The sequence below is a fragment of the Marinobacter goseongensis genome (genome assembly GCF_023156235.1).
GTDB lineage: Bacteria > Pseudomonadota > Gammaproteobacteria > Pseudomonadales > Oleiphilaceae > Marinobacter > Marinobacter goseongensis.
Window position 1 is genome coordinate 1 of record NZ_JAKZAI010000009.1, and the last position, 24695, is coordinate 24695.

General features: G+C 55.4%; 26 protein-coding genes and 3 tRNA genes. 17 read left to right on the top strand and 12 right to left on the bottom strand.

Annotation, left to right across the window (positions count from 1 at the left end; translation table 11 throughout):
• Positions 1–808 precede the first annotated feature (808 nt).
• From MLC70_RS09570 to MLC70_RS09615, 10 genes are all read left to right on the top strand, one after another.
• Positions 809–2113 (top strand): hypothetical protein, encoded by a 1305-nt coding sequence (locus tag MLC70_RS09570; protein WP_248183396.1) that lies wholly within the window; start codon positions 809–811, stop codon positions 2111–2113.
• 155 nt (positions 2114–2268) lie between these two features.
• Complete coding sequence (locus tag MLC70_RS09575) at positions 2269–3060, top strand: ankyrin repeat domain-containing protein (RefSeq protein ID WP_248183397.1); 792 nt, start codon at positions 2269–2271, stop codon at positions 3058–3060.
• Between the two features lie 219 nt (positions 3061–3279).
• Positions 3280–3540, top strand: coding sequence for a hypothetical protein (locus MLC70_RS09580; protein WP_248183399.1), 261 nt, complete (start codon positions 3280–3282; stop codon positions 3538–3540).
• 1 nt (position 3541) lies between these two features.
• Positions 3542–4813: a site-specific integrase gene (locus MLC70_RS09585; RefSeq protein ID WP_248183401.1), complete on the top strand. Its 1272-nt coding sequence runs from the start codon at positions 3542–3544 to the stop codon at positions 4811–4813.
• A 93-nt stretch (positions 4814–4906) separates the two neighbouring features.
• Positions 4907–5143 carry a type II toxin-antitoxin system Phd/YefM family antitoxin gene (locus MLC70_RS09590; RefSeq protein ID WP_041333254.1) on the top strand — a complete coding sequence of 79 codons (237 nt, stop codon included), beginning with the start codon at positions 4907–4909 and terminating at the stop codon, positions 5141–5143.
• Positions 5143–5577 (top strand): type II toxin-antitoxin system VapC family toxin, encoded by a 435-nt coding sequence (locus MLC70_RS09595; RefSeq protein ID WP_248183402.1) that lies wholly within the window; start codon positions 5143–5145, stop codon positions 5575–5577. Before MLC70_RS09590 ends, MLC70_RS09595 begins: the two co-directional genes overlap by 1 nt.
• Before the next feature lie 5 nt (positions 5578–5582).
• Positions 5583–6857 (top strand): hypothetical protein, encoded by a 1275-nt coding sequence (locus MLC70_RS09600; protein WP_248183403.1) that lies wholly within the window; start codon positions 5583–5585, stop codon positions 6855–6857.
• Entirely contained in the window at positions 6850–7443 is a 594-nt protein-coding gene (locus tag MLC70_RS09605; protein WP_248183405.1) for a condensin complex protein MksE, read from the top strand. Before MLC70_RS09600 ends, MLC70_RS09605 begins: the two co-directional genes overlap by 8 nt.
• Positions 7440–10211 carry a hypothetical protein gene (locus MLC70_RS09610; RefSeq protein WP_248183408.1) on the top strand — a complete coding sequence of 924 codons (2772 nt, stop codon included), beginning with the start codon at positions 7440–7442 and terminating at the stop codon, positions 10209–10211. Before MLC70_RS09605 ends, MLC70_RS09610 begins: the two co-directional genes overlap by 4 nt.
• A gap of 10 nt (positions 10212–10221) precedes the next feature.
• On the top strand, positions 10222–11103 hold the full coding sequence (locus MLC70_RS09615; protein ID WP_248183410.1) for a DUF7281 domain-containing protein: 882 nt from the start codon (positions 10222–10224) through the stop codon (positions 11101–11103).
• A 153-nt stretch (positions 11104–11256) separates the two neighbouring features.
• Here MLC70_RS09615 and MLC70_RS09620 read toward each other — a convergent pair.
• Together MLC70_RS09620 and MLC70_RS09625 are read right to left on the bottom strand one after the other, a co-directional pair.
• Positions 11257–11330 (bottom strand) — tRNA-Cys (locus MLC70_RS09620).
• Positions 11331–11440: 110 nt separating this feature from the next.
• Positions 11441–11516 (bottom strand) — tRNA-Gly (locus MLC70_RS09625).
• 113 nt (positions 11517–11629) lie between these two features.
• Between MLC70_RS09625 and MLC70_RS09630 the strand changes: the two genes are divergently transcribed.
• From MLC70_RS09630 to MLC70_RS09645, 4 genes are read left to right on the top strand one after another with little or no spacing between them, the layout of a single operon-like run.
• Positions 11630–12799, top strand: a complete 1170-nt coding sequence (locus MLC70_RS09630; protein ID WP_248183413.1) for an MlaE family ABC transporter permease — start codon at positions 11630–11632, stop codon at positions 12797–12799.
• A 17-nt stretch (positions 12800–12816) separates the two neighbouring features.
• On the top strand, positions 12817–13623 hold the full coding sequence (locus tag MLC70_RS09635; RefSeq protein WP_248183416.1) for an ABC transporter ATP-binding protein: 807 nt from the start codon (positions 12817–12819) through the stop codon (positions 13621–13623).
• Positions 13624–13625: 2 nt separating this feature from the next.
• Positions 13626–14564 (top strand): MlaD family protein, encoded by a 939-nt coding sequence (locus MLC70_RS09640; protein ID WP_248183418.1) that lies wholly within the window; start codon positions 13626–13628, stop codon positions 14562–14564.
• On the top strand, positions 14561–15166 hold the full coding sequence (locus MLC70_RS09645; protein WP_248183420.1) for an ABC-type transport auxiliary lipoprotein family protein: 606 nt from the start codon (positions 14561–14563) through the stop codon (positions 15164–15166). The genes MLC70_RS09640 and MLC70_RS09645 overlap by 4 nt, the downstream gene beginning before the upstream one ends.
• Here MLC70_RS09645 and pgsA read toward each other — a convergent pair whose 3' ends face one another.
• From pgsA to MLC70_RS09670, 5 genes are all read right to left on the bottom strand, one after another.
• Positions 15167–15721 carry a CDP-diacylglycerol--glycerol-3-phosphate 3-phosphatidyltransferase gene (pgsA, locus tag MLC70_RS09650; protein ID WP_248183422.1) on the bottom strand — a complete coding sequence of 185 codons (555 nt, stop codon included), beginning with the start codon at positions 15719–15721 and terminating at the stop codon, positions 15167–15169.
• A gap of 7 nt (positions 15722–15728) precedes the next feature.
• A complete protein-coding gene (gene uvrC, locus MLC70_RS09655) occupies positions 15729–17567 on the bottom strand; it encodes an excinuclease ABC subunit UvrC (protein WP_248183423.1) in 1839 nt (612 codons plus the stop codon).
• Positions 17551–18213: a UvrY/SirA/GacA family response regulator transcription factor gene (gene uvrY / locus MLC70_RS09660; protein ID WP_248183426.1), complete on the bottom strand. Its 663-nt coding sequence runs from the start codon at positions 18211–18213 to the stop codon at positions 17551–17553. The genes uvrC and uvrY overlap by 17 nt, the downstream gene beginning before the upstream one ends.
• Before the next feature lie 103 nt (positions 18214–18316).
• Complete coding sequence (locus MLC70_RS09665) at positions 18317–18568, bottom strand: YheU family protein (protein ID WP_248183428.1); 252 nt, start codon at positions 18566–18568, stop codon at positions 18317–18319.
• A gap of 4 nt (positions 18569–18572) precedes the next feature.
• Positions 18573–18977 (bottom strand): DUF1330 domain-containing protein, encoded by a 405-nt coding sequence (locus MLC70_RS09670; protein WP_248183430.1) that lies wholly within the window; start codon positions 18975–18977, stop codon positions 18573–18575.
• A 98-nt stretch (positions 18978–19075) separates the two neighbouring features.
• On the opposite strand from MLC70_RS09670, the gene MLC70_RS18760 reads away from it, so the two are divergent.
• Positions 19076–19282: an acylphosphatase gene (locus MLC70_RS18760; protein WP_427902101.1), complete on the top strand. Its 207-nt coding sequence runs from the start codon at positions 19076–19078 to the stop codon at positions 19280–19282.
• Positions 19283–19313: 31 nt separating this feature from the next.
• On the opposite strand, the gene MLC70_RS09675 is transcribed toward MLC70_RS18760, so the two are convergent.
• A tRNA-Ser gene (locus tag MLC70_RS09675) sits at positions 19314–19404 on the bottom strand.
• A 220-nt stretch (positions 19405–19624) separates the two neighbouring features.
• Here MLC70_RS09675 and MLC70_RS09680 point away from each other — a divergent pair.
• Positions 19625–20155, top strand: coding sequence for an isochorismatase family protein (locus MLC70_RS09680; protein WP_248183432.1), 531 nt, complete (start codon positions 19625–19627; stop codon positions 20153–20155).
• Between the two features lie 66 nt (positions 20156–20221).
• Positions 20222–20887: a cupin domain-containing protein gene (locus MLC70_RS09685; protein ID WP_248183434.1), complete on the top strand. Its 666-nt coding sequence runs from the start codon at positions 20222–20224 to the stop codon at positions 20885–20887.
• A gap of 11 nt (positions 20888–20898) precedes the next feature.
• Here the strand turns inward: MLC70_RS09685 and MLC70_RS09690 are convergent, their stop codons facing one another.
• From MLC70_RS09690 to MLC70_RS09705, 4 genes are read right to left on the bottom strand one after another with little or no spacing between them, the layout of a single operon-like run.
• Entirely contained in the window at positions 20899–21516 is a 618-nt protein-coding gene (locus tag MLC70_RS09690; protein ID WP_248183438.1) for a flavin reductase family protein, read from the bottom strand.
• An 11-nt stretch (positions 21517–21527) separates the two neighbouring features.
• Positions 21528–22712 (bottom strand): MFS transporter, encoded by a 1185-nt coding sequence (locus MLC70_RS09695; protein ID WP_248183440.1) that lies wholly within the window; start codon positions 22710–22712, stop codon positions 21528–21530.
• A 3-nt stretch (positions 22713–22715) separates the two neighbouring features.
• Positions 22716–23543, bottom strand: a complete 828-nt coding sequence (locus MLC70_RS09700; protein WP_248183442.1) for a CheR family methyltransferase — start codon at positions 23541–23543, stop codon at positions 22716–22718.
• Between the two features lie 44 nt (positions 23544–23587).
• Complete coding sequence (locus MLC70_RS09705; protein ID WP_248183444.1) at positions 23588–24517, bottom strand: chemotaxis protein CheV; 930 nt, start codon at positions 24515–24517, stop codon at positions 23588–23590.
• Positions 24518–24695: the final 178 nt, after the last annotated feature.

The following is a 24695-nucleotide window of genomic DNA, read 5'->3' on the forward strand; positions in this document are numbered from 1 at the left end:
AAAAGCCACAAGATAGACTATGAAAGGTGGGTCAATTTTATTGGCCAAAGGTGGGTCAAAATAAATGGCCATTGACAAAACAAATTCGAGATTTGGGAATTGGGTGAAGTATCCAAATCAGATACGCGGGCCGTGGCACCTATCCAAATCAGGCGACATGGTCACATGATGGAATCTGCCTGATTTGGATTTGAATGAAATTCCCAAAACGGCAGAAAGGTTGGAATTTATGGTTTCAATCGAGTGGTAAAAATAGCTCTACGTAAGCCCACCGAATATCAATCCGCAAAAAAACAGATTTTTCCTCCAACTGCGCTGCCGACGATTTATCTCCGCGTCTGTAAATTTCAAAGGGTCCCGATGGGACGATTCAAACAACCAATGAACGGAGATATGAAATGAACAAGAAACCTTCAAGCAAGCCCATGACCGCCGCAGATGTGGCTAGGATCCAGAGCGCCACCGCCAAGCAATCGGGCGGTGGAGTTAGTAAGGATTCGTTTGTCGCCAGGGCTCAGAGGACTGTTGCAAAAAAGGATTCTAAATAGGCATTACAAGAGGGCGGGCCTTGTGCCCGCTCTCTTGTTGCGGGAGAGTACGATGAAACGAGTAAGCAGCGATAAGGATATAAATCAATTGATTAAAGAGCTACTTCAGAACGGCTGGCGATATCAGTCTGGCAAAAAGCACGGGAAAATCGAACTACCTGGAGTAGGCAAAGTGGTTATTCCGACGAGCCCCAGCGACCGACGGACCCTACAGAATCTCATTCGAGATATTCGTCAACTTGAGCGCAGGGAGGCGACTCTTGCATAGCACTCCTGCCTATCCGAACCACCTCGAGATCATCAGGTCACTTGCACGAGCGTTTGACACAAAGGGATCTGATAAGTGGATTGATGACCATGCCGGTAAATGGGATTTTGATTATAGAGCCATTCCCGTCGCAACCGACAAGGTAGTCTATGAACCGCTATCACGATACATCGGAGAGGATTTTGGGCGAGATGTGGCCGCCAAGTTAACCGCCTTCTGCAAAGCATACAGCTTGTTTGTTTCGAACCTGAGCCTAGAGGGAATTTCTCGCACAGAAGCTTTGAGAATTCTCTCGAGTCACCTATTCAGCTCGTTTGGAGCTGAAGCTTTGAGAAGCGCCAGCAATAACCTCCACGGTCCATCCCCAGAACAGTTTATGACGCCTGGAAAGCAAGCCATTGCAACTTTGTTCGAATGGTTCGAGTTATCGGTACCTGGCTGGGACGATTTCTATGGCCAACTCAGCAAAGAAGTGAAAGACCGCATGCGACGGTGGCAAACGGGCACACAGCTTCCTGCTCTGAGTTCGCTCGGCGCCCTCTTTTCTAAACAAGATGCTGGCAAGTTCTTCGATGAAATACAGAGAACTCGATTGCGAGCGCTGCTCGTTACAGCGCGAGCCGTTGATTATTACCGAGCTCTGACTTTTGGAGAGGTTGCAATCGAACGGACAAAGGGCCGCTCTCCTGCAAACCCTCAAGATATCCACTCTCGAATTGTTGATGAGTGCTTGTTAAAAGCTCCCCAATTCAAGCCGATCGCGAAGCTGAATACGGTGCTCGCAACACTACTGAATCCTGGTCGTGAAAAGGCATCCACGGATCAAGCTTTCACCCAACAGCTACTCACGCATTTTAAGATCTTTTTGCAAAAGGTTGCCCCCTCAGGCTCGCTCTCCTACTGTCAAAGCTGGCATGAAGCGCGCTGGCTCACCCTCTCAGGAAAATTGGATCGTGCCGCTGAGGCTTACCAGAGAGCGTTTGAGCAGTCTTATTTTCATGCAGGGCCAAATCAGGGCCTAATTATTCAAGAGGCCCTGGCCGTAGCGGCAATACTCCCATCCCCCCCTAAGACATTTCTCAGGCAACTTCGAAATGCGCAGGTAGTGCTGGGGCTCGAAGTACCCCTGGATCTCGGCGACAGGACCGCTGTGTCGTCACGATACGACAAACATCTTGAAAACTGGTTCATCCCTCAGTATCGCGGACATTTTCCAAGGATATTTCCTTCTGATGGTGCGTTCCCCGGAACAGAATACCCGCAGCAGAGCCAGACTTCCTCGGGTCGATTTTTGTAACTGATGAGGACCTTGCCAAGAAACCCTCCACCAATGATCCAAATCGGAAGATAAAAATCGGCCAGCTTCGCCAGAAACGACTACCCCAACTTACCTATTTCGTATGGAGGGAAAACGCAGACGCTGTAGAAAAACTTCTGGACGCTGGCGCCAACGTGAATCAATTGTCCGATGCGGGCGACTCAGCATTATTGCAGGCTGTGCAGTTGCTGGATGTCACTACCCCGAACCAAAAGCCAGGTGATGATTCGTTTTTCACTTTGCTGAGTGAAAAGCCACACGATCCAGAAGTTTTGAATGCGACTACGCAGAAGAAGCGCCTATCCCTGCTAACAGCCGCGATCAATACCAACAGGCTCGATGTGCTGCGAAAATTACTTGATATGGGTTGCGCGCCAGATTCCAGAGCCGGCATCGAGCTGAGCACACCCCTGTACTACTGCATTCAAAAAATTGGATTGGTAAAGGGCAAGAGTGAGGTCTTAAAACAGATAACACAGGTTCCCCAAGATCAGGTGCTACTTGAAAGCATCCGGCGATATACCTCAGGGAGTCTTGGTATGACCCTCGAAGCCCAGCGGCAGTATCTGGAACGAGTCGCCTCCAACCCTAGGTATAACAGCATCCACCAAGCGGCCGGAAAAATTCTGGTTGAAACAGAGCGAAAGTCGTTTGACCTGGATGTTTTGCGGGCTATGGCCGGACTGTTCATCGAGCAGGGAGCAGACACCAACGCAGAACAGAATTACCCCATTCCAGGCTATACCCCCCTTATGCTTGCAATTGAAAGTGATGAACTAGACCTAGTAAACAGAATGGTCAGCGCCGGTGGAATCCTTGAGAAGACGTACCTTGATCAAAATTCAGGAAAATGGGTGACGCCTTTGCAAATCGCCACTGAGTTCCAAGCCCACTCAGTATTCAAGGAGGTGTTCGGCAAAGGATAGGCCTCGCAGCTAACGATTTGGCTCATCGCCAAAATCCATGCCCTGACACAACAAACCGCTATTACTTGTGCAAAACGACGGCAATTTTCCGCGGTCGTTTTGCACTTGCTCCTCCCGAAAAAAACGTAGAGTAATCTCAATGTCTGATCAGAAGTGCCTCTCAAACAGCACGCTTTCGGGGATCAGATGCGTCCAAACCAGTAAGTTCGGGAGATTGCCATGCGTCCGGTATCGATTGAGGATTTTATAAAGGTCGTTTTTGAATACGACAGCACGCCACCTGCCCCATCAACTATTCGTCGGCTTTGTGCTGCGAAAGACGAGTTCGGACTGGCAGTTATCCCGGGTGCCTTTAAATTGGGGAAAGCCTGGAAAATAGACCTGGACGGGTATTTTCGGGAGATGGAGCGTCGGGTGTCCGGATCGGTCGCTGCAGAAGACGCCTTTATCCATGAACTGGCAAATAAACTAGCTTCCTAACATGGCACCAAGATACCGCTCTGAAAAATACTCATCGCTGCACAGATACCCTGGCCTCTATCAGAGCGAGGACGGTGTCTACTTCGTTATCCATCCCATTACGAAAAAACGCGGCACCCTGGACACCAGGGACAGGAATCAAGCGATCCGACTGTGGTCAATGCTTAACCATAGGTGGGAGGCCGAAGTCCAAGAACGGAAAACCAACGCCCTGGCTGAAAAATTGGATAGCCTCTCTATACCAGCAAGCAAGGGGGATCACATCCTGCTCCAGGACTACCTGAAGAAATGGAGAACGGAGGTCCTCGGTCATCAAATAAAGGGCAAGAGCATAGTTTGGTCGGAGTGCCGAGTCCTATCCCTACGAGGACCGAATAAAGGCGCCCCTATCGCTAAACCAACCCGTGTTGATTACGCGAGCGATGCCCGGCAATTGGAGCAGAGCGACGATGCAAAATTCCCGCTTTCTGATCCGCAAATCCTTCGCAAGATTCGCAAACTGCTATCCCCATGGCTGCCGATGCCGACCCATTACAACGGTCTCAAAAACACGTTGAACCGGGTGTTCCTCCATGCGGTTCAGGAAGGCCTCATTGACCGAAATCCGATGATCGATATACGTAAAGCCGCCGAAGAAAAACGCCAAGTTCTCATCCCTGATGAGGCCTACCGGAAGATAACTGAACACCTGTGCGTCCATCGTCATAACAAGCGAGATATGGACGGCACGTGGCGTGCGAAGATTTGCGATCTCATTTACATGATGAGTCAGCAGCCGATTGACGTTTTCAATTTGAAGGAAAGCCAAGGTGAGCTCTATGACAAACCCATCGATCGCGGGGACTATTTCGCCTACGGAGTGATCCGCTTTGCTCGCCACAAAACTAAAATCGGCATCGAACTCGAGATGAACGAGGATCTTGCCGATCTGTGGAAATGGTTTGTGGAGTTCAAGCGGAAGGAGGCCATCATAAGTGAATATCTCCTAGTATACCCACGCTACTTCGATAAGCGCTCCAGAGCTCAACAAGCAAAACACAGAACTATGCAGGCCGCCTGGCGAGATGCCTGCAAGACAGCAGGCTATGGAGGCATGTACCACCTCAGAGACCTCCGCAAGAAAGGACTGACCGAAGAATTCCTGAGCCAAGGAGAAAACGACAAAGGCGGACATGAAACGCAGGCCATGCGGAATCATTATCGGTTGATCAAGCCGCCTAAGCGGGCGAGGACAACGATCAGGTTTGAGCGGGAACAGAAACTTTCTGAGTGAGTTAGATAAAACCGAAAAATCTCCAACGGACCTGATTGCTATAGAACTTCTACTGAGAGTACACTCATTGTGTACACGGATAGGGTGAGAATTATGCAAACGATCAATGTTCGAGAAACTCGGGAAAAGCTCTCAAATCTTCTGGACGCTGTGGCAGCAGGAGAAGAGGTTGTAATTCTGCGTCACGGTAAACCTGCTGCACGCCTAACCGCGGCCTTGCCCGAAAAGATTCAGTTTCCAAACCGTTCGGAACTCAGGGCATCTCTGCCCCCCGTCCGGGAAAGCTCTGCTCAGGCGGTGCGGGAACTCAGAGACGAAGAGCGCTATTAATGTTGTACTTTGATACCAGCGCCGTTCTCCCCTACTACCGACAAGAGCACGCCAGCGATCGTGTTCAGGTATTGCTTGAATCACAGACCGAGCCGGTTCTTATCAGTCATCTGACTGAAGTTGAGGTGGCAAGCGCACTGGCCCGGTGGGTTCGGATGGGAGAGCTCAGCGAACCCCAGGCGAACCGGATCGAAAGTGCATTCCATGATGATGTCAGCCATGGGCGCTTCAGCCTGCGCCCCATTGAAACGGCCCACTATCAGCGGGCCAGCCACTGGATTGGCACAAGGAAGACAAGCTTGAGGACGTTGGATGCACTTCACTTGGCATGCGCAGAACATCACCAGGCCCAACTAATCAGTGAGGATGAAGCGTTGGTGAACGCGGCCGTTTTCTTTGGCATAGACGCCAGACTTGCTTCAAAGGGCGACTGAGCACCATGGCTAGCCCAAAACACCTCACTCGAACACTTTTTGAGCACTGGGAAACTGTCGAGGCACTGGTTCGGGCCACCCGGGAGATGCCGGCGTTCTCCGAGGAACAGGTTCTTGCTGCCATTCGCCAGGCTCAACCGGCCCTGGACGACGTTCAGGTCAGGGAGGCTCTCCGTAGGCTTTTGGCAAGTGGCGTACTGGAGGTTCAAAGTCGCTCTGAAAGCTTCGTGGTCAATACCCATGTACTTGAGTTTGTCCGTGGCCTGACGCATGAACACGAACTGGGACTGTCATCAGTCATTCAGGCGCGCATCGAAGCAATTCGTGGCGCAACAGAAACCCTCACCGCAGGTATCGAAGCCGGAGATACCGGTCAGCAGACCCAGGCCATTAACCGACTATCTACCCTGTTCAGAGATATTGCCCGTCAGCTCGAGCAGGACCGCCATGCGATTGCCGAGCTGGCCGAGCAGGCAAAATCAGCAGACACTCGGGCTCCCATAGCAAAACGCTACAAGTCCGTCCTCGACGCCTACGATCAGTATGTTGAACCAATGAACGAGATGATGGATTCCGGACCTTCCGGCATTTTCTACCACCACCTCGCCGCAGCGGAAGACGCCCTCGACCTGGGCTACAATCGCCTCGTCACCAAAGGCGCGCTCTACAGCCACCTCAACCGTCTCCGGCACGTTGGTTATCACGCTAAGGAACTTCGACGGCTTGGGCGAATTACCGCTCAGCAATGCGCTGATATTCTGTTTCCGCTGCGAGAAGAAGCGCGCCAGCATAACAATCTTTCCTCAGCCATCAGCCGATTGCTGGGGCAGGTTCGCAAAAAAGGGCTCAACCGCACCTTTCGCAAACGGCAAGATCAGTCCTGGCTGCCGGTGTGGCGCGTGAATCAGAGCCGCAGTGTGTCTGTAGGCGACGAGGTAAAAACAATCATGGCGGAAGCGAGGAACTTTGAGCCTACTGATCGGGAGTTTCCGGGCGCAGTCGATGCGGCGCCCATAACCATTGCTGAGTGGATTGACGAAGAACAGCTCCGGCAACAGTTGTTAAAGGACCTCCCGGTCGGCAACCTTTTGGAGTGGCTGAAGCATCACTACCCCTCCCTGCCTGACCAGGCTCTTCTGCGGCTCTATCATGACCTGGCACGGGAGGAGCTATGGGAGATGGAGCTGGACCCGCAACCTACAATATCCGCCCTTTCCCTGATTTCAGTGCACTACTGGCCCTACCGTCTGACACAACCGGTGAATAAAACTCGTGAGTAATACCAGCCAATTCCAACAAATCGCCAGCAACCTGCCAAACCTGGCCCATCTTTTTCGGTGGTTCAACCGGGGCCGGCATCTCAACCGGATCTCAGAACCAGTATTGTGGGAAGAGCTTGAACGCAACCTCGACGATTATGTGGCCATTTTTACCGCACTGGGTTTTGACCTTCGCCTTGATGGCCGGGGCTTCGCCTGGTTCCATCAGGACGACGGAAGCAGCAATACCAACAAAGCCACACGACAACTGGCCCTGTTGTTCATGGTCATCTTTGATACTCAAGCGGATGCCGGCATTCCGCTGATGAAATTCGAGCATTGGCGAATCGATCAAACCCTGCTGACAACGGTTTTCGAGCAACACCAGGACTTGCTGGAGGCAGAAGAGCTGGATCTGTCCGGCCTGGTGAGCCTGATGAGAACCGCAGAAAACTTCGGCTTTGCCCGTTACGATGGCGGAGCCTGGCAGCTGTTGCCTGCTGTGTGTCGTTACCTGGATCATTACGAAGAACTGGCCAGCCAGGTGGATCAGGATGAAGATGTGTCCTGGGCAGGCGATCAGGACGACGAGGATAATTCCCTATGAGTTCCGATTACGGATTCCAGCAGCTGGTACTTCTCAACAGCGCCGGCTATGAGCGCGCTGAGCTCCCTCTGGATGAGTCAGTTTCTCTCATTGCCCCCAACAATACTGGCAAGACCAGCCTGATTAACGCACTGCAATACCTGCTGATTATCGACAAGCGGCACCTGGATTTTGGCGCCCACGACAAAGACAAAGCGAGACGTTTCTACTTCCCATCCAATAGCAGCTATATCCTGCTGGAAGTCACTTTGCCTGAATCCGGCTCAGTGGTGCTGGGGTGTGTGGGCAAGGGGTTTAGCCATGACTACGCCTATTTTGCTTATCGGGGCCCTCTGAAAATTGAGGAGTACAGGCTGGACAATGGCAAGCTGGTGACTCAGCCACAGCTGTTGGAGCAACTGGCTCAACACGGGCGAACGGCCAATTTCTACTCATCGACTGAGTTTGCCGAAATGGTCTACGGCGGTGCCCGTAAGCAGGGACAGACCAGCTCCGAATTTACCGTTTTCCGGCTGGAGAACCGCAAGGATGCAAATGCCTACCGTCAGGTTCTTACTCGGACCCTACGCTTGGACAAACTCAGTTCCGGCGAAGTAAAACGTCACCTGCTCCAAATATTCAGTCGTCAGTTGCCGGACTCCGTGGTGGATTTCAAACAGGAATGGGACAAGGCCTTCGCCGAGGTCAACCAGGATCGGGAACAATACCGATCCGCCAGAAATCAGCAAACACTGATCGACGAACTGGAGCGCCAGCAGGAAGAGCGCCTCGCCATCCGAGGCCGGATCATTGCCCGACGCCCGCTCATCGACGATGGGCTGGAGCGCTGGCAGAATCACTATCAGACAGAAAGCAAAAACCTCCAACATCAACATGATAAGTTGCAGGAGCAAGAAGCAGACCTGCTTGAGAGGGACAGGGAACAAACCCGTCGCCAGAGTGAGCTCAACCAGCAACTGGAGGCCCTGAATAAAGATGAGCACCGTCGTCGCGAACTGGAGAACCGGCTCGCGCTGATTAATGAACGTAGCCAGCTTGAGCAACAACTTGCCAGCACCATCACAGAACGCAACCGCCATATCGCCTTGCTCGACAATGCCTGTGGGCAGCCTGCTCCTGCCATTGAGCACCAGCTGCGGCGGGAGAACCAAGAGCTATCAAACCTGCGCAAGGAACAGGAAACGCTCTCGGACAATCTTTATCTCACACTGAAACAGCAGATCTCAGCAGAGCAACTCAGCATTCTCAACCGAGGGCTCAACCGGCAACTGCTCACTCTGCCCCCTGGGGACTATCAACTCGAGTCTCAGCAGCTTCTACAGTGGCTGCAAGACATGCCCGAAGACTGGTTTGAACTCCCCGGGCTGAATCTGTCTGTTGCAAACCAGGCACCACAGTATGAACAGCGATCAGAAAAAGAGGTTGCCCAACTGATTGAGGATTGCCGGGGTCGGCTTCGGCAATTGCAGGAACAGAAGGCCGCCACCGAGCAATTAGATACCCAGAAGAAGCGCACGGAAGAACTCGAGCAGGAAGTAAAAAGCCTAGAAAAGGATCTGGAACAGTTTGACGAGCTGGCTCAACTTCAGAAATCGTGCCCGGATCGCCTGAAAGCAATGGAGGCAGCCAAGCAGGAGCTGGCAGAAATAGAGCACGCCCAAAAACAGGCTGGTGCCCTGCAACAAGCATTCAGGGAGCAGATTCAGGAAGTCGCCAATCAGCGGCAAGCACTGGATGCCGAGCACCAGGAGATAGATGGCATTCGTCAAAACCGTGGCGACACCGACGATCAGTTCAACTGGCTGGCTGACCTCCCCCACACCCCATGGGTAGGCGACCCCGTGCTTCCGCTCGACCAGCTTGCGAAAACGCTGCGGGACTATCAGCGGGATTGCTACCAGCTGAAGGAACTGGACCGGGAGCTGCACCACCAGCGCATAACCCTGCACAGCGGCGGCCTGACCAAGTTCCAGTATGCTCCCAGCCCGGAAGAAGAAATCCGGTTGATGGTGGAGTTCCGCCATCATCTTGTCCGAGAGGCAGAAGCACTGGAAAAGAAAGCCCGCAGTGCCGTGGTCACTGTGACGGCCAGCCTCCGGGATCTTCGAGGCAACCTGCAGTCATTCGAGAATGCCATGCATGAATTCAACCGGCTGATCAGCCGCAGGAAGTTGTCAGACCTCAAAGTATTCCGCATTCAGCCCGTTCACGAGAATCACCTTGTCGAAGCGATCGACTTGCTGATCCAAACAGCAGAGAAAGTCGAGTCCGGTGAATCCTTCGAACTGTTTAACCAGTCCAGCGTGCTGGACGACCGACAGCTTGACTACGCGCGCCAGTTACTGATTGATGAAGGTAGCGCGCGCCACGGGCTGAAGGTTGCCGATCTGTTTCGCCTCACCTTCGAGCTAGCCAAGGAAAATCAGGACGTAGAAAGCTTTGATGACATCGACAGCGCAGCTTCCAACGGCACCGTGCTCATGGCCAAGTTGGTGACCGGCCTGGCTATGCTCCATCTTATGCAGGACAAGCGCCGTAGTGTTCAAGCTCTTTGCTACCTGGACGAAGCCCTGGCGCTGGATGCTGCAAACCAGAGAAGCCTGATCAAAACCGCTTCCGAATTCGGTTTCGCACTAATGTTCGCTTCCCCTTCACCGTTGATTACCGCCCATTACTGCGTCCCTATTCAACAGATGAGCAACGGCAAGAACCACATCAGCCGCAAGCACTGGCAGATTCTGCAGCCACTTGAAACTGTCGAGGCATGAGCTCCCCCTAATGAACAGATCGCTCAGAGAAGCATTGGTCAAACTTGAGGGTTCCGGCGGAGAATGTCTTGGCTCACGGTTCACCCCCTCACAAAAACGGGTGCTTGATGAGTTTTTGCTCAGGACCGCGTGCATAACCAAGATGCGCAAGGGCAATGGCACCGTCTATCGAGTCAGCAACTCGCCGGTATTCAAACAGAACCTTCAGGAGTTAAGACCTGATCCGGAATCTGGCGCTCAGGCTCTGCCGATTCGGGCACAAAACCTTTCGCTTACCCGGTCCTCGAAAGGTCGAAAGAATTCGCACGAGGCCTCTTACAGGCTACTGAAAGCAACGACCCCGGGCGTAACCTGGAAGTGTGACGGAAAGGCGCTTGATTTATGGCATCTGACATCCATCGCCGGCGCCCTCGCCGTCGATATCAGCCAGAATGAAACGCCTCTGGCCACCGACAGCGTCTTATGGCTGGTGGAAAATCAGGGCCTGCTGGATGACATCAGCTGGGTGCCTGAAGGCTTGCACGGATCTGTACTCTATTATCAGGGGCAGCTCAGTGAACGGCTGATAGAGTGGCTATGCGGGAAAAAACGAAGTCCACGGATTCTTATGTTTCCAGACTACGATGGCGTCGGACTCGAGAACTATGCCCGCCTGCGCAAAGCGCTGGGTGAGGACGCCGAACTATGGCTAATGCCTGACTGGAAACGCAAACTGGAGCGCTATGGCAATTCTGAGGTATGGCGAAATAATCTTAAATATGTTGCCAATGCCGAGGAAAGTTTAAATTTGGATCAGGAACCGGATGAGGTGCTGGAGCTGATTGAGGCGCTTAAGCTGAGCGGCAAGGCGTTAGAGCAAGAGGCTGTGTTTTTGGTCACAACAGACAGCTAATCACGCTTGTTCAAGATGCCCCGCACATTCACTTGTCCGCTCTTCTGTCACGGATTGAAGCGGATAATACTTTGGGTTTAATTTGGATATTTTTTGGGTGAGAAAATCAACTAAATACGAGCAGAGTAATTTGTTGATTTTAAATGGTAAAAATGGAGGCGCGGGTCGGAATCGAACCGGCGTACACGGAGTTGCAGTCCGCTGCATAACCACTCTGCCACCGCGCCGGGAAAAGTCCGAAGGAATCTGCGGGACTTTCATGCTCTCAGGTGGGCATTGAGAGACTGTGTTGAACCTCAAACCAGAAGCTCTGGATAAAACCAGTGGCACTGGATGTTGGAGCGGGAAACGAGATTCGAACTCGCGACCCCAACCTTGGCAAGGTTGTGCTCTACCAACTGAGCTATTCCCGCTTGGTCAACGAGGGCGTATTCTACGGATTCGACCGATTGCGTCAACCTCTTTTTTCAACTTTTTGTTTTATCTGCGTTTTATGCATATTATTTAAACAACAACAAGGAGCGACATGACGCAGTCACCCCACCCCACTGACCCCCAAACGCCAACGGTACCGGGCGCCCCCGGCGCTGTTGTTCAGCAGCGAGACTGCCTACTCATCCGGGGTGACTGGGTGCTGGCGCATTATCGACGGTTGAAAGCCGACATTGACCGGTTGCAGGACCAGACCTCCGGGCAGATCCACCACGGCGACCTATCCGGGCTCGGGCGAATCGATACAGCGGGCGCTGCACTGCTTGCGGAGCTTCTCGGCGCCAAAGCCCTGGTCCGGCTTTCGGACAACACTCCGGGTTTACCACGAGAGACATGTGCCTTACTCCATGCCGTTGCCGCCGCGATGGCCGACCGGAGCGCACCTCACCGACCGACGATCCATCCGCTGATTGCCGCCCTGAACATCACAGGCCAACGCACCGAGCAGCTCTATCAATTACTGACGCTCCTGCTGGGTTTCATTGGCCAGACCCTGGCCGCTCTGGCCTACAACCTGCCACGCCCCAAACGATGGCGGGTGACTTCATTGGTTTCCGCGGTGCAGGACACTGGCCTGAATGCCCTGCCAATCGTCGCGCTGCTCACCTTTCTGGTCGGCGCTGTGGTCGCGTTTCTTGGCGCTACCGTTCTGGAGGACTTCGGCGCCACCATCTATACCGTCAATCTGGTGGCGTTTTCGTTCCTGCGCGAGTTCGGTGTTTTGCTGGCGGCTATTCTGTTGGCCGGTCGAACCGCCAGTTCCTTTACCGCCCACATCGGTGCCATGAAGGTCAACGAAGAGCTCGATGCGATCCGTACTCTGGGACTGAGCCCCATCGAGCTACTCGTACTGCCCCGGGTATTAGCCATGATGATCAGCCTGCCGATACTGACCTTTGTGGGCATGATTTCGGGCATGATCGGTGGTGCTGCGGTTTGTGCGCTTGTCCTCGACATCTCCCCCGGCCAGTTTCTCGCCATACTCGAACGTGATATCGCGCTGAAACACCTTCTGGTGGGCCTCGGCAAGGCTCCGGTGTTTGCCTTTCTGATTGCGGTTATTGGCTGCCTGGAAGGCTTCAAGGTCAGCGGCAGTGCCCAATCGGTGGGCGAGCACACCACATCCAGCGTCGTGCAGTCTATTTTCATGGTGATACTGCTGGATTCGATTGCTGCGCTATTCTTTATGGAAATGGGGTGGTAACCGTGGAAGAAGGCAGTATGGCCGTTACGGAATATGCGTCCGGGCAGATCCTGGTTGAGGTACGTGGGTTGACCAACCGCTTTGGGTCCCACCTGGTGCATGACCAGCTGAACCTCGACATTCTCAAAGGTGAAATTCTCGGTGTGGTGGGTGGCTCCGGAACCGGAAAGTCGGTTCTGCTGCGCAGTATCGTAGGTCTGCACGAACCCACGAGCGGCGAAGTAAGAGTTTTCGGCCAGAATCTCCCTGCGCTCTCGCCCCGTGAACGGTCCGGCATCGAGCAGCGGTTCGGTGTGCTATTCCAGGGCGGCGCCCTGTTCACCTCCCTGAACCTGCAGGAAAATGTCGCCGTTCCCCTGATCGAACACGCTGGCCTCAAGCGCCCCCTGGCGGAGCACCTCGCCCAGATGAAGCTCGCCCTCGCGGGGCTACCGCCTGATGCTGCCCTCAAGTACCCGGCAGAACTGTCCGGTGGCATGGTCAAACGGGCAGCACTGGCCCGCGCTCTGGCTATGGATCCGGAAATTCTGTTTCTGGATGAGCCGACCGCAGGGCTGGATCCCATCGGCGCGGCAGCCTTCGATCACTTGCTGAAAACCCTGCGCGACGCTCTCGGTCTGACCGTATTCATGGTCACCCATGATCTGGACACGCTTTATTCTACCTGTGACCGGGTTGCGGTGTTGTCACAGCAAAAGGTGCTCGTCGCTGATACGCTGGCAGCGGTGGAAACCACCGACGACCCGTGGGTTCAGGACTATTTCCACGGCCCCAGGGGACGCGCTGCCGCACAGGCAGCCACCGCCGGTATTCAGGAGCAGTAACTATGGAGCCCAAAGCCCACCATCTGGTGATCGGCCTGTTTACGGTGGCAGTTTTCGCCGCTGCCCTGCTGTTTGCGCTCTGGCTCGGAAAATCCAACACCGACCGGGACTGGGCCTGGTACGAGATCGGCTTCGATTACGCAGTCAGTGGACTCTCCAAGGGCAACCCGGTGCAGTACAGCGGGGTCGGCATCGGCGAGGTGGTGGACCTCTATCTGGATCCGGAGAACCCAAGTCATGTGAGGGCTCTGGTGCGCGTATACGATGACGTAAACATTCGCGAGAACAGCCGGGTCAGTCTGGTGTTGGCCAACATCACCGGCAGCATGAGTGTGCGGTTCCAGGGGGGGACACTGGACAGCCCGGTGCTTGAAGGCCCCCGCGACGACCCACCGTTGATCATGGCTGAGCCCTCGGTGTTCACGTCGATTCTTGATAACGGCGAGGCCCTGATGAGCAAAGCCGACCGGCTACTGACCAACGCCAATGCGCTGTTTTCCGAACAGAACAGCGACAACCTGACTGTGATTCTCGCCAACACGCGAGCCGCCACGGAAGCGCTGCTGGCGCACAGGGGTGAATTGGAGCAGCTGATGGAACGGATGAATGATGCCAGCGTGCGGGCGGCACAGGCCGCCGCCAAAGTGGATCGGTTTGCCGACAACGCCGACCGTTTTCTCCAGAACGAGGGGCAGGAAACCTTTGCCGCACTCAATACCGCCATTGCGTCCATTCAGGCCACGGCCACACGTATCGATCTGCTAACGGCAAACAACGAAGGCGCCCTCAACGAGGGCTTGCGCGGCCTGGGTGAATTGTCTCCGGCGCTGCGAGAACTGAGGAGCACGCTGCGCAACCTCAACCATTTCACCCGCCGGCTTGAGGACAACCCATCGAGCACGATCTGGGGCCGGGAAACCATGCAGGAGGCGCCACAATGACAGGCCAGCCCTTACCGATACTTGCTGCACTGGGCCTCGCACTCGCTGTTTCCGGATGCACAGTGTTTCCCGGAGGCGAGCCGCCGCGAGTCATGGACCTTGCACTTGCTGACGTGGCCGAGGCAACAACGACCGGTTACGGTCGATCCCTGCGTGTCGACACGCCACTGGCTACTGAACCTTTTGACAGCTCACGCATCCTGACCAAACCCTCCCCCAACGAATATCAGATGTATGGCAAGGTACGCTGGCGTGACACGGCACCGGTACTGGTACGGGAGTTGATCATTGGATCTCTGAGGCAGGAAGGACGCTTTGATGCAGTGATTAATGAATCCAGCCCTACAGCCAGCGACCTGACATTCACCAGCGATCTGTATGGCTTTCACAGCGAAACCCGGGACGGGCAAGTGAGCGTAACGATTACGCTGTATGGACAGATCATGGACAACCGCTCACGGACCACCCTGTGCACCCGCAACTTCGAGGTCAGTGAGCCGGCGGTAGCCGGCGACATAGACGCAGTGGTCAGGGCATTTGGCGCTGCCGGCGAGGACCTCCGCCGTCAGGTCCGGAATTGGCTGGGCAAATGCCTCGGCTGATCAGGCCGGGTGCTTCGAAAACAGATCAGGCCAGGCGGCCTTGAGGTACAGGAACATCGACCAGAGCGTCAGAACGGCCGCAAGGTACAGCAGCCCTGTGCCGATCCAGGCACCGAATACCCCGGGGGGAAACGCCAGCAACGCAATAATGGCAACCATCTGCGCAGTGGTTTTGATCTTACCGATGTAAGACACCGCGACACTCGCACGGCTGCCCATTTCTGCCATCCACTCCCGCAGTGCGGAAATGACAATCTCGCGGCCGATAATAATCGTGGCCGGCAGCGTCAGGATCAGGCTTGCGTGCTCTTCGATCAGCACCGTCAGGGCAACCGCCACCATGAGCTTGTCTGCCACCGGGTCCAGAAAGGCACCGAATGGTGTGCTCTGGTCAAGCTTGCGGGCCAGATACCCATCCAGCCAATCGGTGGCACCCGCCAGCGCAAAAATCGCAGCACTGACCAGATAGCTCCATTGTGCCGGCAGGTAGAAAATCACCACAAACACCGGGATCATCACGATGCGGGACATGGTCAGAATATTGGGTAAGTTCATTGGTTTCCTATTCGTCGTGCAAGGCTGCGTAGATGTTTTCTGCCAGCGACTTGCTGATGCCCTGGACCTTGGTCATCTCGTCGATACTGGCTTTGCGAAGTTCCTGTATGCCGCCAAAATAGCGAATCAGATCCCGCCGGCGCTTCGGACCAACGCCCTCGATCCCCTCCAGCGTGGACTGCCGCCGTTTTTTATCACGCCGGGCCCGGTGCCCGGTAATCGCGAAGCGATGGGATTCGTCGCGAATATGCTGAATCAGATGCAACGCCGGTGAGTCTGCGGGCACCCGGAACACATCCCCCGTCATGGCATCGATCAATTGCTCCATGCCGGCGCGACGGGTGACGCCTTTGGCGACGCCAATCAGCGGAATGTCTGAAATCTCAAGCTCATCAAACACTTCCCGGGCAATATTCAACTGCCCCTTACCACCGTCAATAAACACCAGATCCGGCCGCTTTCCGTCACCGGACACCATTCGCTTGTAGCGACGGGTCAGCACCTGGCGCATGGCCGCATAGTCATCACCGGCGGTCACACCCTCGATGTTATACAGGCGGTAATCGCTCTTCAGCGGACCATTCTCATCGAAAACCACACAGGATGCGACCGTGTTTTCGCCATGGCTGTGGCTGATATCAAAACATTCCATGCGTGACGGGGTTTCCGTCAGCTCGAGCATGTCCTTCAGGGCCAACAGACGTCGATAGACGGTTTCTTTAATGGCGAGGTGGCTGAGCAACGTTTGCCGGGCGTTGGTCATGGCCAGTTCAAGCCATTTCCGGCGCTCGCCACGCACATTACGGCGAATGCGGGTGTCCCGCCCTGCCGATTCACTCAAGGCTTGCGCCAGCAGTTCCTGGCCGTCCACCTCAACGGGCACCAGAACATCGCGGGGAATTTCCCGCCGGGTGCTGCCGCCAAAGTAATACTGGCCGAGAAAAGCGCTCAGCAGCTCGCCCTCGGACTGCTCAATGGAATAGCGGGGAAAGTAGTCCTTGGTGCCCAGCACCCGACCGCCCCGGACAATGATCACCACAACGCACACAACCCCGGCATCCTGTTCAATGGCAACCACGTCTGCGTCACCACCCTCGCCATCGACCGACTGCTGCTCCTGCACATGGCGCAGATGGTTGATCTGGTCGCGGCAGCTGGCGGCCTTTTCGAACTCGAGGTTTTTCGAGGCGGTTTCCATCGCTGCCATCAGGTCGTGGATGATGGCGGGGTTTTTTCCCTCCAGGAACATGGAGGCGTGGCGGATGTCTTCCTGGTAGTCCTCGGGCGTGATGAATTCAACGCAAGGCGCGGTACATCGGTTGATCTGGTACTGCAGACAGGGGCGTGTTCTGTTTCTGAAATAGCTTTCATTACATGATCTTATGCGAAATACTTTCTGCAGTATGTTAAGACTTTCCTTGACGGCGCCGGAGCTCGGGAACGGTCCGAACCAGGTTCCACCGCCCTTCTTGGTGCGCCCTCGCCTGAACGTCAGCGACGGGTAATCGGCGTGAGAAGACAGATAAATATAAGGATAGGATTTATCGTCCCGAAGCAGAATATTGTAGGGCGGCCGCAGGGATTTGATGAGGTTCTGCTCAAGCAGCAGAGCTTCGGTTTCACTGCCGGTAATGGTGACTTCGATGGACGCGATTCTGGCAACCAGCGCTTCAGTCTTCGGCGCCAGCCCGGTCTTGCGAAAGTAGCTACCCACCCGTTTCTTGAGATTCCGGGCCTTACCGACGTACAACACGGAACCACCGTCATCGAACATGCGATAGACGCCGGGCCGTTCTGTTAATTGCTTGAGAAAGCTGCGGGAATCGAATTCAGACCTGGTCGGCATCGAGCAATCCGAGCCGTACCGCCATCAAAGCGAGCTCAACGTCGCTGGAAATTTCCAGCTTCTCGAATATCCGGTAACGGTAACTGTTGACGGTTTTTGGACTTAGACAGAGCTTGTCCGAGATGTCCTGAACTTTCTGGCAGTCAACCACCATCATGGCGATCTGCATCTCACGTTCGGACAAGCGGTCGAACAGGGAGAGATCCCCGTCTTCGCCATTGTGGTCGCCCCCCAGCTGTTTGAGGGCCATTTTCTGGGCAATTTCAGGGCTGATGTAACGCTGACCGGAATGGGCCATGCGAATGGCGCGGACCATTTCCTTAATGTCTGCACCCTTGGTGATGTACGCCGAGGCCCCGCTTTGCATGACGCGAGTCGGGTATGGATCATCGGCGCAGGCGGTCACGACAATCACGCGGATGGCGTCGTCAATCCGCAGGATACGACGGGTGGCTTCAAGACCACCGATACCCGGCATCCGGATATCCATCAGAACAATATCCGGGGACTGCTTACGGACGAACTCAATGGCATCCTCACCGGATGAGGCCTGGCCGATGACGTCAATGTCGGGGTTATCCGCCAGCATCCGGGTAATCCCCGAGCGCACCAGCTCATGGTCATCAACAACCAATACCCTGATCAAAACTCACCTCACACGCGGCTTCTGGTAAAAACACACGGATTGTACCGCCTAAGAAAGGCCCCGGGTAGGTGTTTCAGGGGTTTCATCCAAACTGAATGTACGCTCAAGCAGGCTGCCCAAGCCCGGCGGTGTTCTCAACCGGGTCGAACCACACCACCAGTTCACCACGGCGTACCGCCGCCATCACCCGGCCGCGTTCAGCCATCGGGTTTTCGGTGTCGTTCAGGCCATGGTAACGAGTGCAGTATTCGTCAACGAGCCCGTCAATCTGATCCTCAGACAGCAACCCGGTATCCACCACAAACTTTTCTTCCCGGGGATCGGATTGCCCCTGCTGGCTGGCATCGTCGGTCATGCTGTCAGCTCTGGCCCTCGAGGTTGGCCACCAGTCGCGAATCTTCCAGGGCCGCCGTACGGTGTTTCACCACGCCTTTATATTCCTGGCTCTCGATCATCGCCATAAAGGCGTCAATCGAGGGGTAGCGGACCAGCAACACCTGATCCCACGATTCGTCAGGCGGCGCAATCAGCGAGCCCAGGCTTCGGCCCGACCAGATCACCTCGGCACCGACCTCGCGCACACAGGCGGCGGCTTCTTTCATGTAGAGAGAATAAGCCTCGCGGCCCGAACGCTCCGCAGTTTCATCCTTGTATTGCGCCCGCTCACGGAATCGTAAAAGGTTCAGCATTACCACCGGGTGATCTTTTGGCGTATCCGCGAGGACTTTCTGGAGCTGCTCCGGAGTCGGATTGACGGTTTCCATGTGCTTCCTTGGTTTTCAGGCTCTGGACGGTCGTTATAGGTTGTCTGAAATCGCTGTCACTATAGCTTAGCACGGCATGGCGTCACCAAATGCTTTGAATTACATTTCGTTTAGCGGTAACGGCTTTTTGTTGGGGAAGGAGGGCGGATGGGCGCGTGGACATAGTGGCCGAGGGTGACGTCGGGCAATTCCAGGCGCTCAAGGGATGGTGCACCCAGGGGCCACCATCAGCGCGCGTTTCGGACGTTCGGGTGACAGAGTCTGAAGCCTCTGTGGACGGGTTCCGGGATTTTCAGACCCAATAAAAAAACCCCAGCGAACGCTGGGGTTTCATGTTGGCGGAGAGAGAGGGATTCGAACCCTCGATACGCTATTAACGTATACACACTTTCCAGGCGTGCGCCTTCAGCCACTCGGCCACCTCTCCAATAACCTGTTCCAAATCAGCAACGTCGTCACTCATTTGAGGGCGCAAACTCTAATGAATTTTCAGGCGTTTGGCAACTGCCACCGGATAAATCCATAAAAAATTATTACCCCGCCGGCGGATTGCTTAACGATCAGGCGGTTTGCGGGCTACTATCAGACAGGAACCAGAAAACGGCCGAGCCCAGCCACCCACACCCCTGCCAGTCCCGGGAGCTCCCATGTTGATGAAAGCCGAACAATCCATCCTTGTACTCGTTGATCTTCAGGAGAAGCTGATGCCGGCGATCAGCCATGGCGGTGACGTGATCCATCAATGCCTCACTCTGGCCACCCTGGCAGGCCTGCTTGATGTTCCCGTGGTGGGAACGGAACAACTCCCTGACAAGCTCGGCCATAACGTGGCCGATGTGCGCGAGCTGTGCGACCAGACAATTGCGAAAGTCTATTTTGACGCCTGCCCCGATGGCCTGATCGACGCACTCCCCGAGGGTCGCCAGCAGATCGTTATTGGCGGTTGCGAGACCCATGTATGCATGATGCAAACGGCTCTGAGCCTGCTTGATGCCGGCTTCAAGGTCTGGGTGGTAGCCGATGCGACCGGCTCACGCAATGAGTTCGACCGTGACGTGGCACTGGATCGGCTGAGCGAAAGCGGTGCCCGGATCGTTACCGTGGAAATGGTGGCGTTCGAATGGATGCGTCACTGCCAACACCCGCAATTCAGGAACATACAGGCGCTGATCAAGTAGAAACATCCGCCTGCCGGTTACCGACGTAGTCTGTCGCTGGAAACCACAGTTGCCATAGGGGTTACGATGCTTAACATGGATTTTTCCCGCAGGGTTGTGGTCAGGACCGCCGAACAGGAATGGGTGCCCAGCCCGGCCGGCGGCGTTCTGCGCAAACCCCTCGCGCGGGAAGAGGCAGAGCGCGGACACGCCACCAGCGTGGTGCGCTATGAGCCCGGCGCCTCATTCAAGCGCCACGAGCACCCTCTGGGGGAAGAAATCCTCGTTCTGGACGGTGTTTTTTCCGATGAAACCGGCGATTATCCCGCGGGCACCTATCTGCGTAATCCACCGGGCACCGGTCACGCCCCGTTCAGCAAAGACGGCTGCTCCCTGTTGGTCAAGCTTCACCAGTTTGATCCGCGGGACCTGGCCACCGTGCGGATTGATACCAACACAACACCCTGGCTTCCGGGCATCGGAGGCCTGCAGGTGATGCCGCTCCACGGATTCGAGCACGAGCATGTGGCTCTGGTAAAATGGCCAGCCAACGAGGTATTTCAACCTCACAGGCATTTTGGTGGTGAAGAAATCTTCGTCCTTTCCGGCGAGTTTTGCGATGAGCACGGTCGCTACCCGGAGGGCACCTGGTTACGAAGCCCTCACCTCAGTCAGCACCACCCGTTTGTCGATCAGGAAACGGTCATCTGGGTGAAGACCGGTCATTTACTCGCGGAACCGGCAGGTCACTGACCCGCCGGACTTCAGGAGGGCCGGGGTATCTTGAAAACCTCCCCGAATGTGACGTATTCACTGCCCCCGAGACGCCCGATCGGGTCGATAGTGGCACCGTCGAAGGTCATTCGGTTCTTGTCATCGTGGCGGATAACGTCATCAGACACCCATACCCGCGTCACCTTTCCGAACACCAGTGACTGGGGCGCTTCGCCAATCTCCTTGATCTCGTAAAGCTCACACGCAAATGCGACGTGACAATCCTTCAGGCGAGGCAGCTCAGCGCCCTCAAAGTCAGCCAGTTCCAGGTCAAGATTAGCGAGTTCGGAGTCACCATGGGGTAGCGAACGGGACGATTCGGTCACGGCAGACGCAAGACCGCGATGGGCGATGTGAACCACAAAATGCTTGCGCGCTTCAATGTTGACCCGGGTATCTTTGGACACACCCTCCCCCGGCTTCCTGCCAACGGAAATCATCAGCAGTGGCGGATTACTGGTGATCGGCGTAAAAAACGAGAATGGCGCGAGGTTGTAGTCGCCCTCGGGGTTCTCGCTCAGCACCCACGCCACAGGCCGCGGAATCACCGTTTGCGTCAGCAGGTGATAGGCATCTTGTGGTGCCATGCCATCCAGATCTATCAGCATTGCGCTCTCCTTCAGTCAGCAATCTCAGGCGTACGTGCACGGGTCAGCCAGAAGATCATCAGTACACCATGAAGCACGAGGAATGGCACAGCCAACATGACCAGCCCGCCCCAGCCCAGCCAGCTCAGCGCAGCGCCCGCAGACAGCGCCGCCGTCGCCTGGGCGCCGAATACCAGCATGTCATTCAAACCCTGAACCCGGAACCGCTCCGACTCCCTGTACCCCCTGGGCAAAAGGGTTGTCCCGCCCACAAACAGGAAATTCCAGCCAATACCCAGTAACAACAAGGCGCTGAGGTAATGGTGGAAACTGATGCCGCTGGCGGCCAGCAATACGCAACCAAGGCAGGCCAGCAGCCCGGCAGTCATCATCAGCGGCAGACCCACGACACGGATCAACCAGCCACTGATCAATGACGGCAGGTACATGGCCAAGATGTGGAGTTGAATGACCCGTTTGGCATCGTCAAAATCGTGCCCGGCTGACTCGGTCATGCTAAGCGGTGTCGCAGTCATGATAAAGCTCATTACCGCATAGCCAATGGCCGCTGCGCTGATCGCGGCCCAGACCAGCGGATTGGCCAGCACCTCGGGCAAAGGTCTGCCGCCCCCGGGCTGGGATTCACGAACCAGCTCTCCCCGGGCACGGTAGCCTGCTGCCAGAATTATCAGCGCAACGCCCTGAACGATCGCGAGGCCAAACCAACTGGTCAGAAAGGGAAACGCCTCATCCGGGCCGCTGCCAATGCCCGCAATTTCCGGCCCCAGCCAGGCCGCCACCAACCCGCCCAGCAACACCCGGGCAGCGGCGGAACCGGCAAGTTCGGTGGGCACCGACTCCATCGCCGCAAATCGGTATTGATGAACCACGGCCAGCCCGGTGCCGCCGATTACGGCGGCGAGGCACAGCAATGGAAACGATCCCTGCCAGGACGCCAGGGTACCGAGCAACCCCGTCAGAATGCCCATAACCGCTCCCAGCAGCATTACCTGCTTGCGGCCAACGCGTTCCATGAGCCAGGTAGCGGGTTTGATCGCCAGCACGGTGCCGACCACAACGAGGCCGACCGGCAGCGTCGCGTACTCGATCGACGGGGCCAGCAGCCGCCCCTGAATACTCCCGATGAAAACGACGAAAGGCGCAGTGCACATCGCCAGCGCCTGAGCGGCCACCAGTACCCCGACATTCAGAGGCATGGCTTATTTCTTCCTGTAAATGATTCCCGGGTGGCATTGCACCATTTCGTAGAGATGCGGCAGGCCATTCAATGACTCGGACGCACCGAGAATCAGATAGCCGCCAGGATTCAGGGTGGCGTGGATGCGAGTGAGGATGTCTTTCTTCAGTTCCGCCGAGAAGTAGATCAGCACGTTCCGGCACAGCACAACGTCAAACTTCCCCAGCATGTACCGCTCAAGCAGGTTCAGTTCCTTGAACTCGACCATACTCTTGATCTGGGGCCGGATCTGCCATCCACCACTGGGAGAAGGCGTAAAAAACTGCTTCTGCCGCTCGGTAGACAACCCGCGTCCGATCGCGATCATCTCGTATTCGCCCTTGCGGGCCACCTCCAGAACGCTTTTGGATATGTCGGTGGCGGTGATTTTCACATCCCTGAGCTTCCCCGGTCGCTGCCGCCGGAACTCTTCAATGATCATTGCAACCGAATAGGGCTCCTGCCCCGTTGAGCTTGCGGCAGACCACATTCTGAGGGGCTGGAGCGACTGACGCTCGGCGAATTCCGGAAGCAGTTTGTCCTGAAGGATGCGGAAGGGATGGTTGTCACGAAACCAGAGCGTTTCATTAGTAGTCATCGCATCAATGACCACTTCCCGCAGGTTGCTGCGGCCGGTCCGTTTCAGCCGGTCCAGCAATTCACCCAGGGTCGTGAGCTGGTTTTCCTCGAGAATTCGGCGCAGGCGGCTTTTCACCAGATACTGCTTGTTCTCACCAAGCAATATGCCGCACGCATCCTGCAGGAACGTTTTAAAGGCCTCATATTCCTGTGGCGTAATGTCAGCTTTCATTGAATCTCTGCGTCAGGTGAAACAAAGGACGTCAGGGGCACAATCTATTCCCTGTCGATGATCTCCATCACTTTCTCTGCCAGCTCATCAGCACTGAACTTGGCCATGAACACATCTGCTCCCACCTTCTGCACCATCGCGGTGTTGAAGACTCCACTGAGTGAGGTATGGAGCATGATAAAGATATCCTGGATGGCCGGATCACTCTTACAACGGGTCACCAGGGTGTAGCCATCCATTTCCGGCATTTCGACATCCGAAATCATCAACGACAGGTGGTCGCTGGCTTTTGATCCGTCCGCGGTGATCTGCTTCAGATAATCCAGTGCCTGCTTACCGTCATCACGGGTGATTACCTCCATGCCGATGGCTGTCAGGCAGCGCTCGATCTGCCGGCGGGCCACCGAGGAATCGTCTACCACCAACACCGGAAGATGCCCGGCAACCCGTTGCGCGCTTCTGGTACGAATTTCTTCAGACACATCATCCTTCAGCGGAGAAACTTCTGCAAGAATCTTTTCTACGTCAATGATTTCTACTAGTTTGTCGTCAACTTTCGTGACGGCGGTCAGGTAAATCTCCGTGCCGGCGCCTTTCGGTGGTGGGAGCATGTCTTCCCAATTCATGTTTATAATCCGGTCCACGCCTGCCACCACGAAGCCCTGAATTTTACGATTGTATTCCGTGATGATCACGAAGCTGGTGGCCAGCTCCTCCTGCGGGATACCCGGCATCCGTATCGACATGGCCAGATCAATGATGGGAATGGTTTCACCACGGATATGGGCAACGCCCCGCACCATGCTGCGGCTGTTGGGAATCGACGACAACCTGGGGCATTGCAACACTTCCTTGACCTTGAAAACGTTGATGCCGTACATCTGCCGGCCACGAAGGCGGAACAGCAGCAGCTCCAGGCGATTCTGCCCTACCAGCTGCGTCCGCTGATTAACACTATCGAGTACCCCTGCCATTGCGTCTCTCCCGAAACTGCCACTTGATACCGGCATGTATTTTGCTGGTTTTTTTGTCATTGCCGGTCTAAACGCCAAGGATCGCCGGTTTTTTGACTCGCTAAATACGATTAACGGCAGCCAGCCGGAATCCTGAAGGACGGGCCGGTTTTTTGCCTCAATACCGATAGCATAGGAC

Coding starts and splice junctions, on each gene's coding strand:
- MLC70_RS09665 (WP_248183428.1), bottom strand. CDS start 18,568: ATGACCGACGATGCCAGCCAGCAGGGGCAATCCGATCCCCGGGAAGAA.
- MLC70_RS09600 (WP_248183403.1), top strand. CDS start 5,583: ATGGCTAGCCCAAAACACCTCACTCGAACACTTTTTGAGCACTGGGAA.
- MLC70_RS09595 (WP_248183402.1), top strand. CDS start 5,143: ATGTTGTACTTTGATACCAGCGCCGTTCTCCCCTACTACCGACAAGAG.
- MLC70_RS09670 (WP_248183430.1), bottom strand. CDS start 18,977: ATGGAAACCGTCAATCCGACTCCGGAGCAGCTCCAGAAAGTCCTCGCG.
- MLC70_RS09610 (WP_248183408.1), top strand. CDS start 7,440: ATGAGTTCCGATTACGGATTCCAGCAGCTGGTACTTCTCAACAGCGCC.
- MLC70_RS09645 (WP_248183420.1), top strand. CDS start 14,561: ATGACAGGCCAGCCCTTACCGATACTTGCTGCACTGGGCCTCGCACTC.
- MLC70_RS09685 (WP_248183434.1), top strand. CDS start 20,222: ATGCTTAACATGGATTTTTCCCGCAGGGTTGTGGTCAGGACCGCCGAA.
- MLC70_RS09615 (WP_248183410.1), top strand. CDS start 10,222: ATGAACAGATCGCTCAGAGAAGCATTGGTCAAACTTGAGGGTTCCGGC.
- MLC70_RS09585 (WP_248183401.1), top strand. CDS start 3,542: ATGGCACCAAGATACCGCTCTGAAAAATACTCATCGCTGCACAGATAC.
- uvrC (WP_248183423.1), bottom strand. CDS start 17,567: ATGCCGACCAGGTCTGAATTCGATTCCCGCAGCTTTCTCAAGCAATTA.
- MLC70_RS09700 (WP_248183442.1), bottom strand. CDS start 23,543: ATGAAAGCTGACATTACGCCACAGGAATATGAGGCCTTTAAAACGTTC.
- MLC70_RS09590 (WP_041333254.1), top strand. CDS start 4,907: ATGCAAACGATCAATGTTCGAGAAACTCGGGAAAAGCTCTCAAATCTT.
- MLC70_RS09630 (WP_248183413.1), top strand. CDS start 11,630: ATGACGCAGTCACCCCACCCCACTGACCCCCAAACGCCAACGGTACCG.
- pgsA (WP_248183422.1), bottom strand. CDS start 15,721: ATGAACTTACCCAATATTCTGACCATGTCCCGCATCGTGATGATCCCG.
- MLC70_RS09680 (WP_248183432.1), top strand. CDS start 19,625: ATGTTGATGAAAGCCGAACAATCCATCCTTGTACTCGTTGATCTTCAG.
- MLC70_RS09635 (WP_248183416.1), top strand. CDS start 12,817: ATGGCCGTTACGGAATATGCGTCCGGGCAGATCCTGGTTGAGGTACGT.
- MLC70_RS09580 (WP_248183399.1), top strand. CDS start 3,280: ATGCGTCCGGTATCGATTGAGGATTTTATAAAGGTCGTTTTTGAATAC.
- MLC70_RS09695 (WP_248183440.1), bottom strand. CDS start 22,712: ATGCCTCTGAATGTCGGGGTACTGGTGGCCGCTCAGGCGCTGGCGATG.
- MLC70_RS09690 (WP_248183438.1), bottom strand. CDS start 21,516: ATGCTGATAGATCTGGATGGCATGGCACCACAAGATGCCTATCACCTG.
- MLC70_RS09640 (WP_248183418.1), top strand. CDS start 13,626: ATGGAGCCCAAAGCCCACCATCTGGTGATCGGCCTGTTTACGGTGGCA.
- MLC70_RS09705 (WP_248183444.1), bottom strand. CDS start 24,517: ATGGCAGGGGTACTCGATAGTGTTAATCAGCGGACGCAGCTGGTAGGG.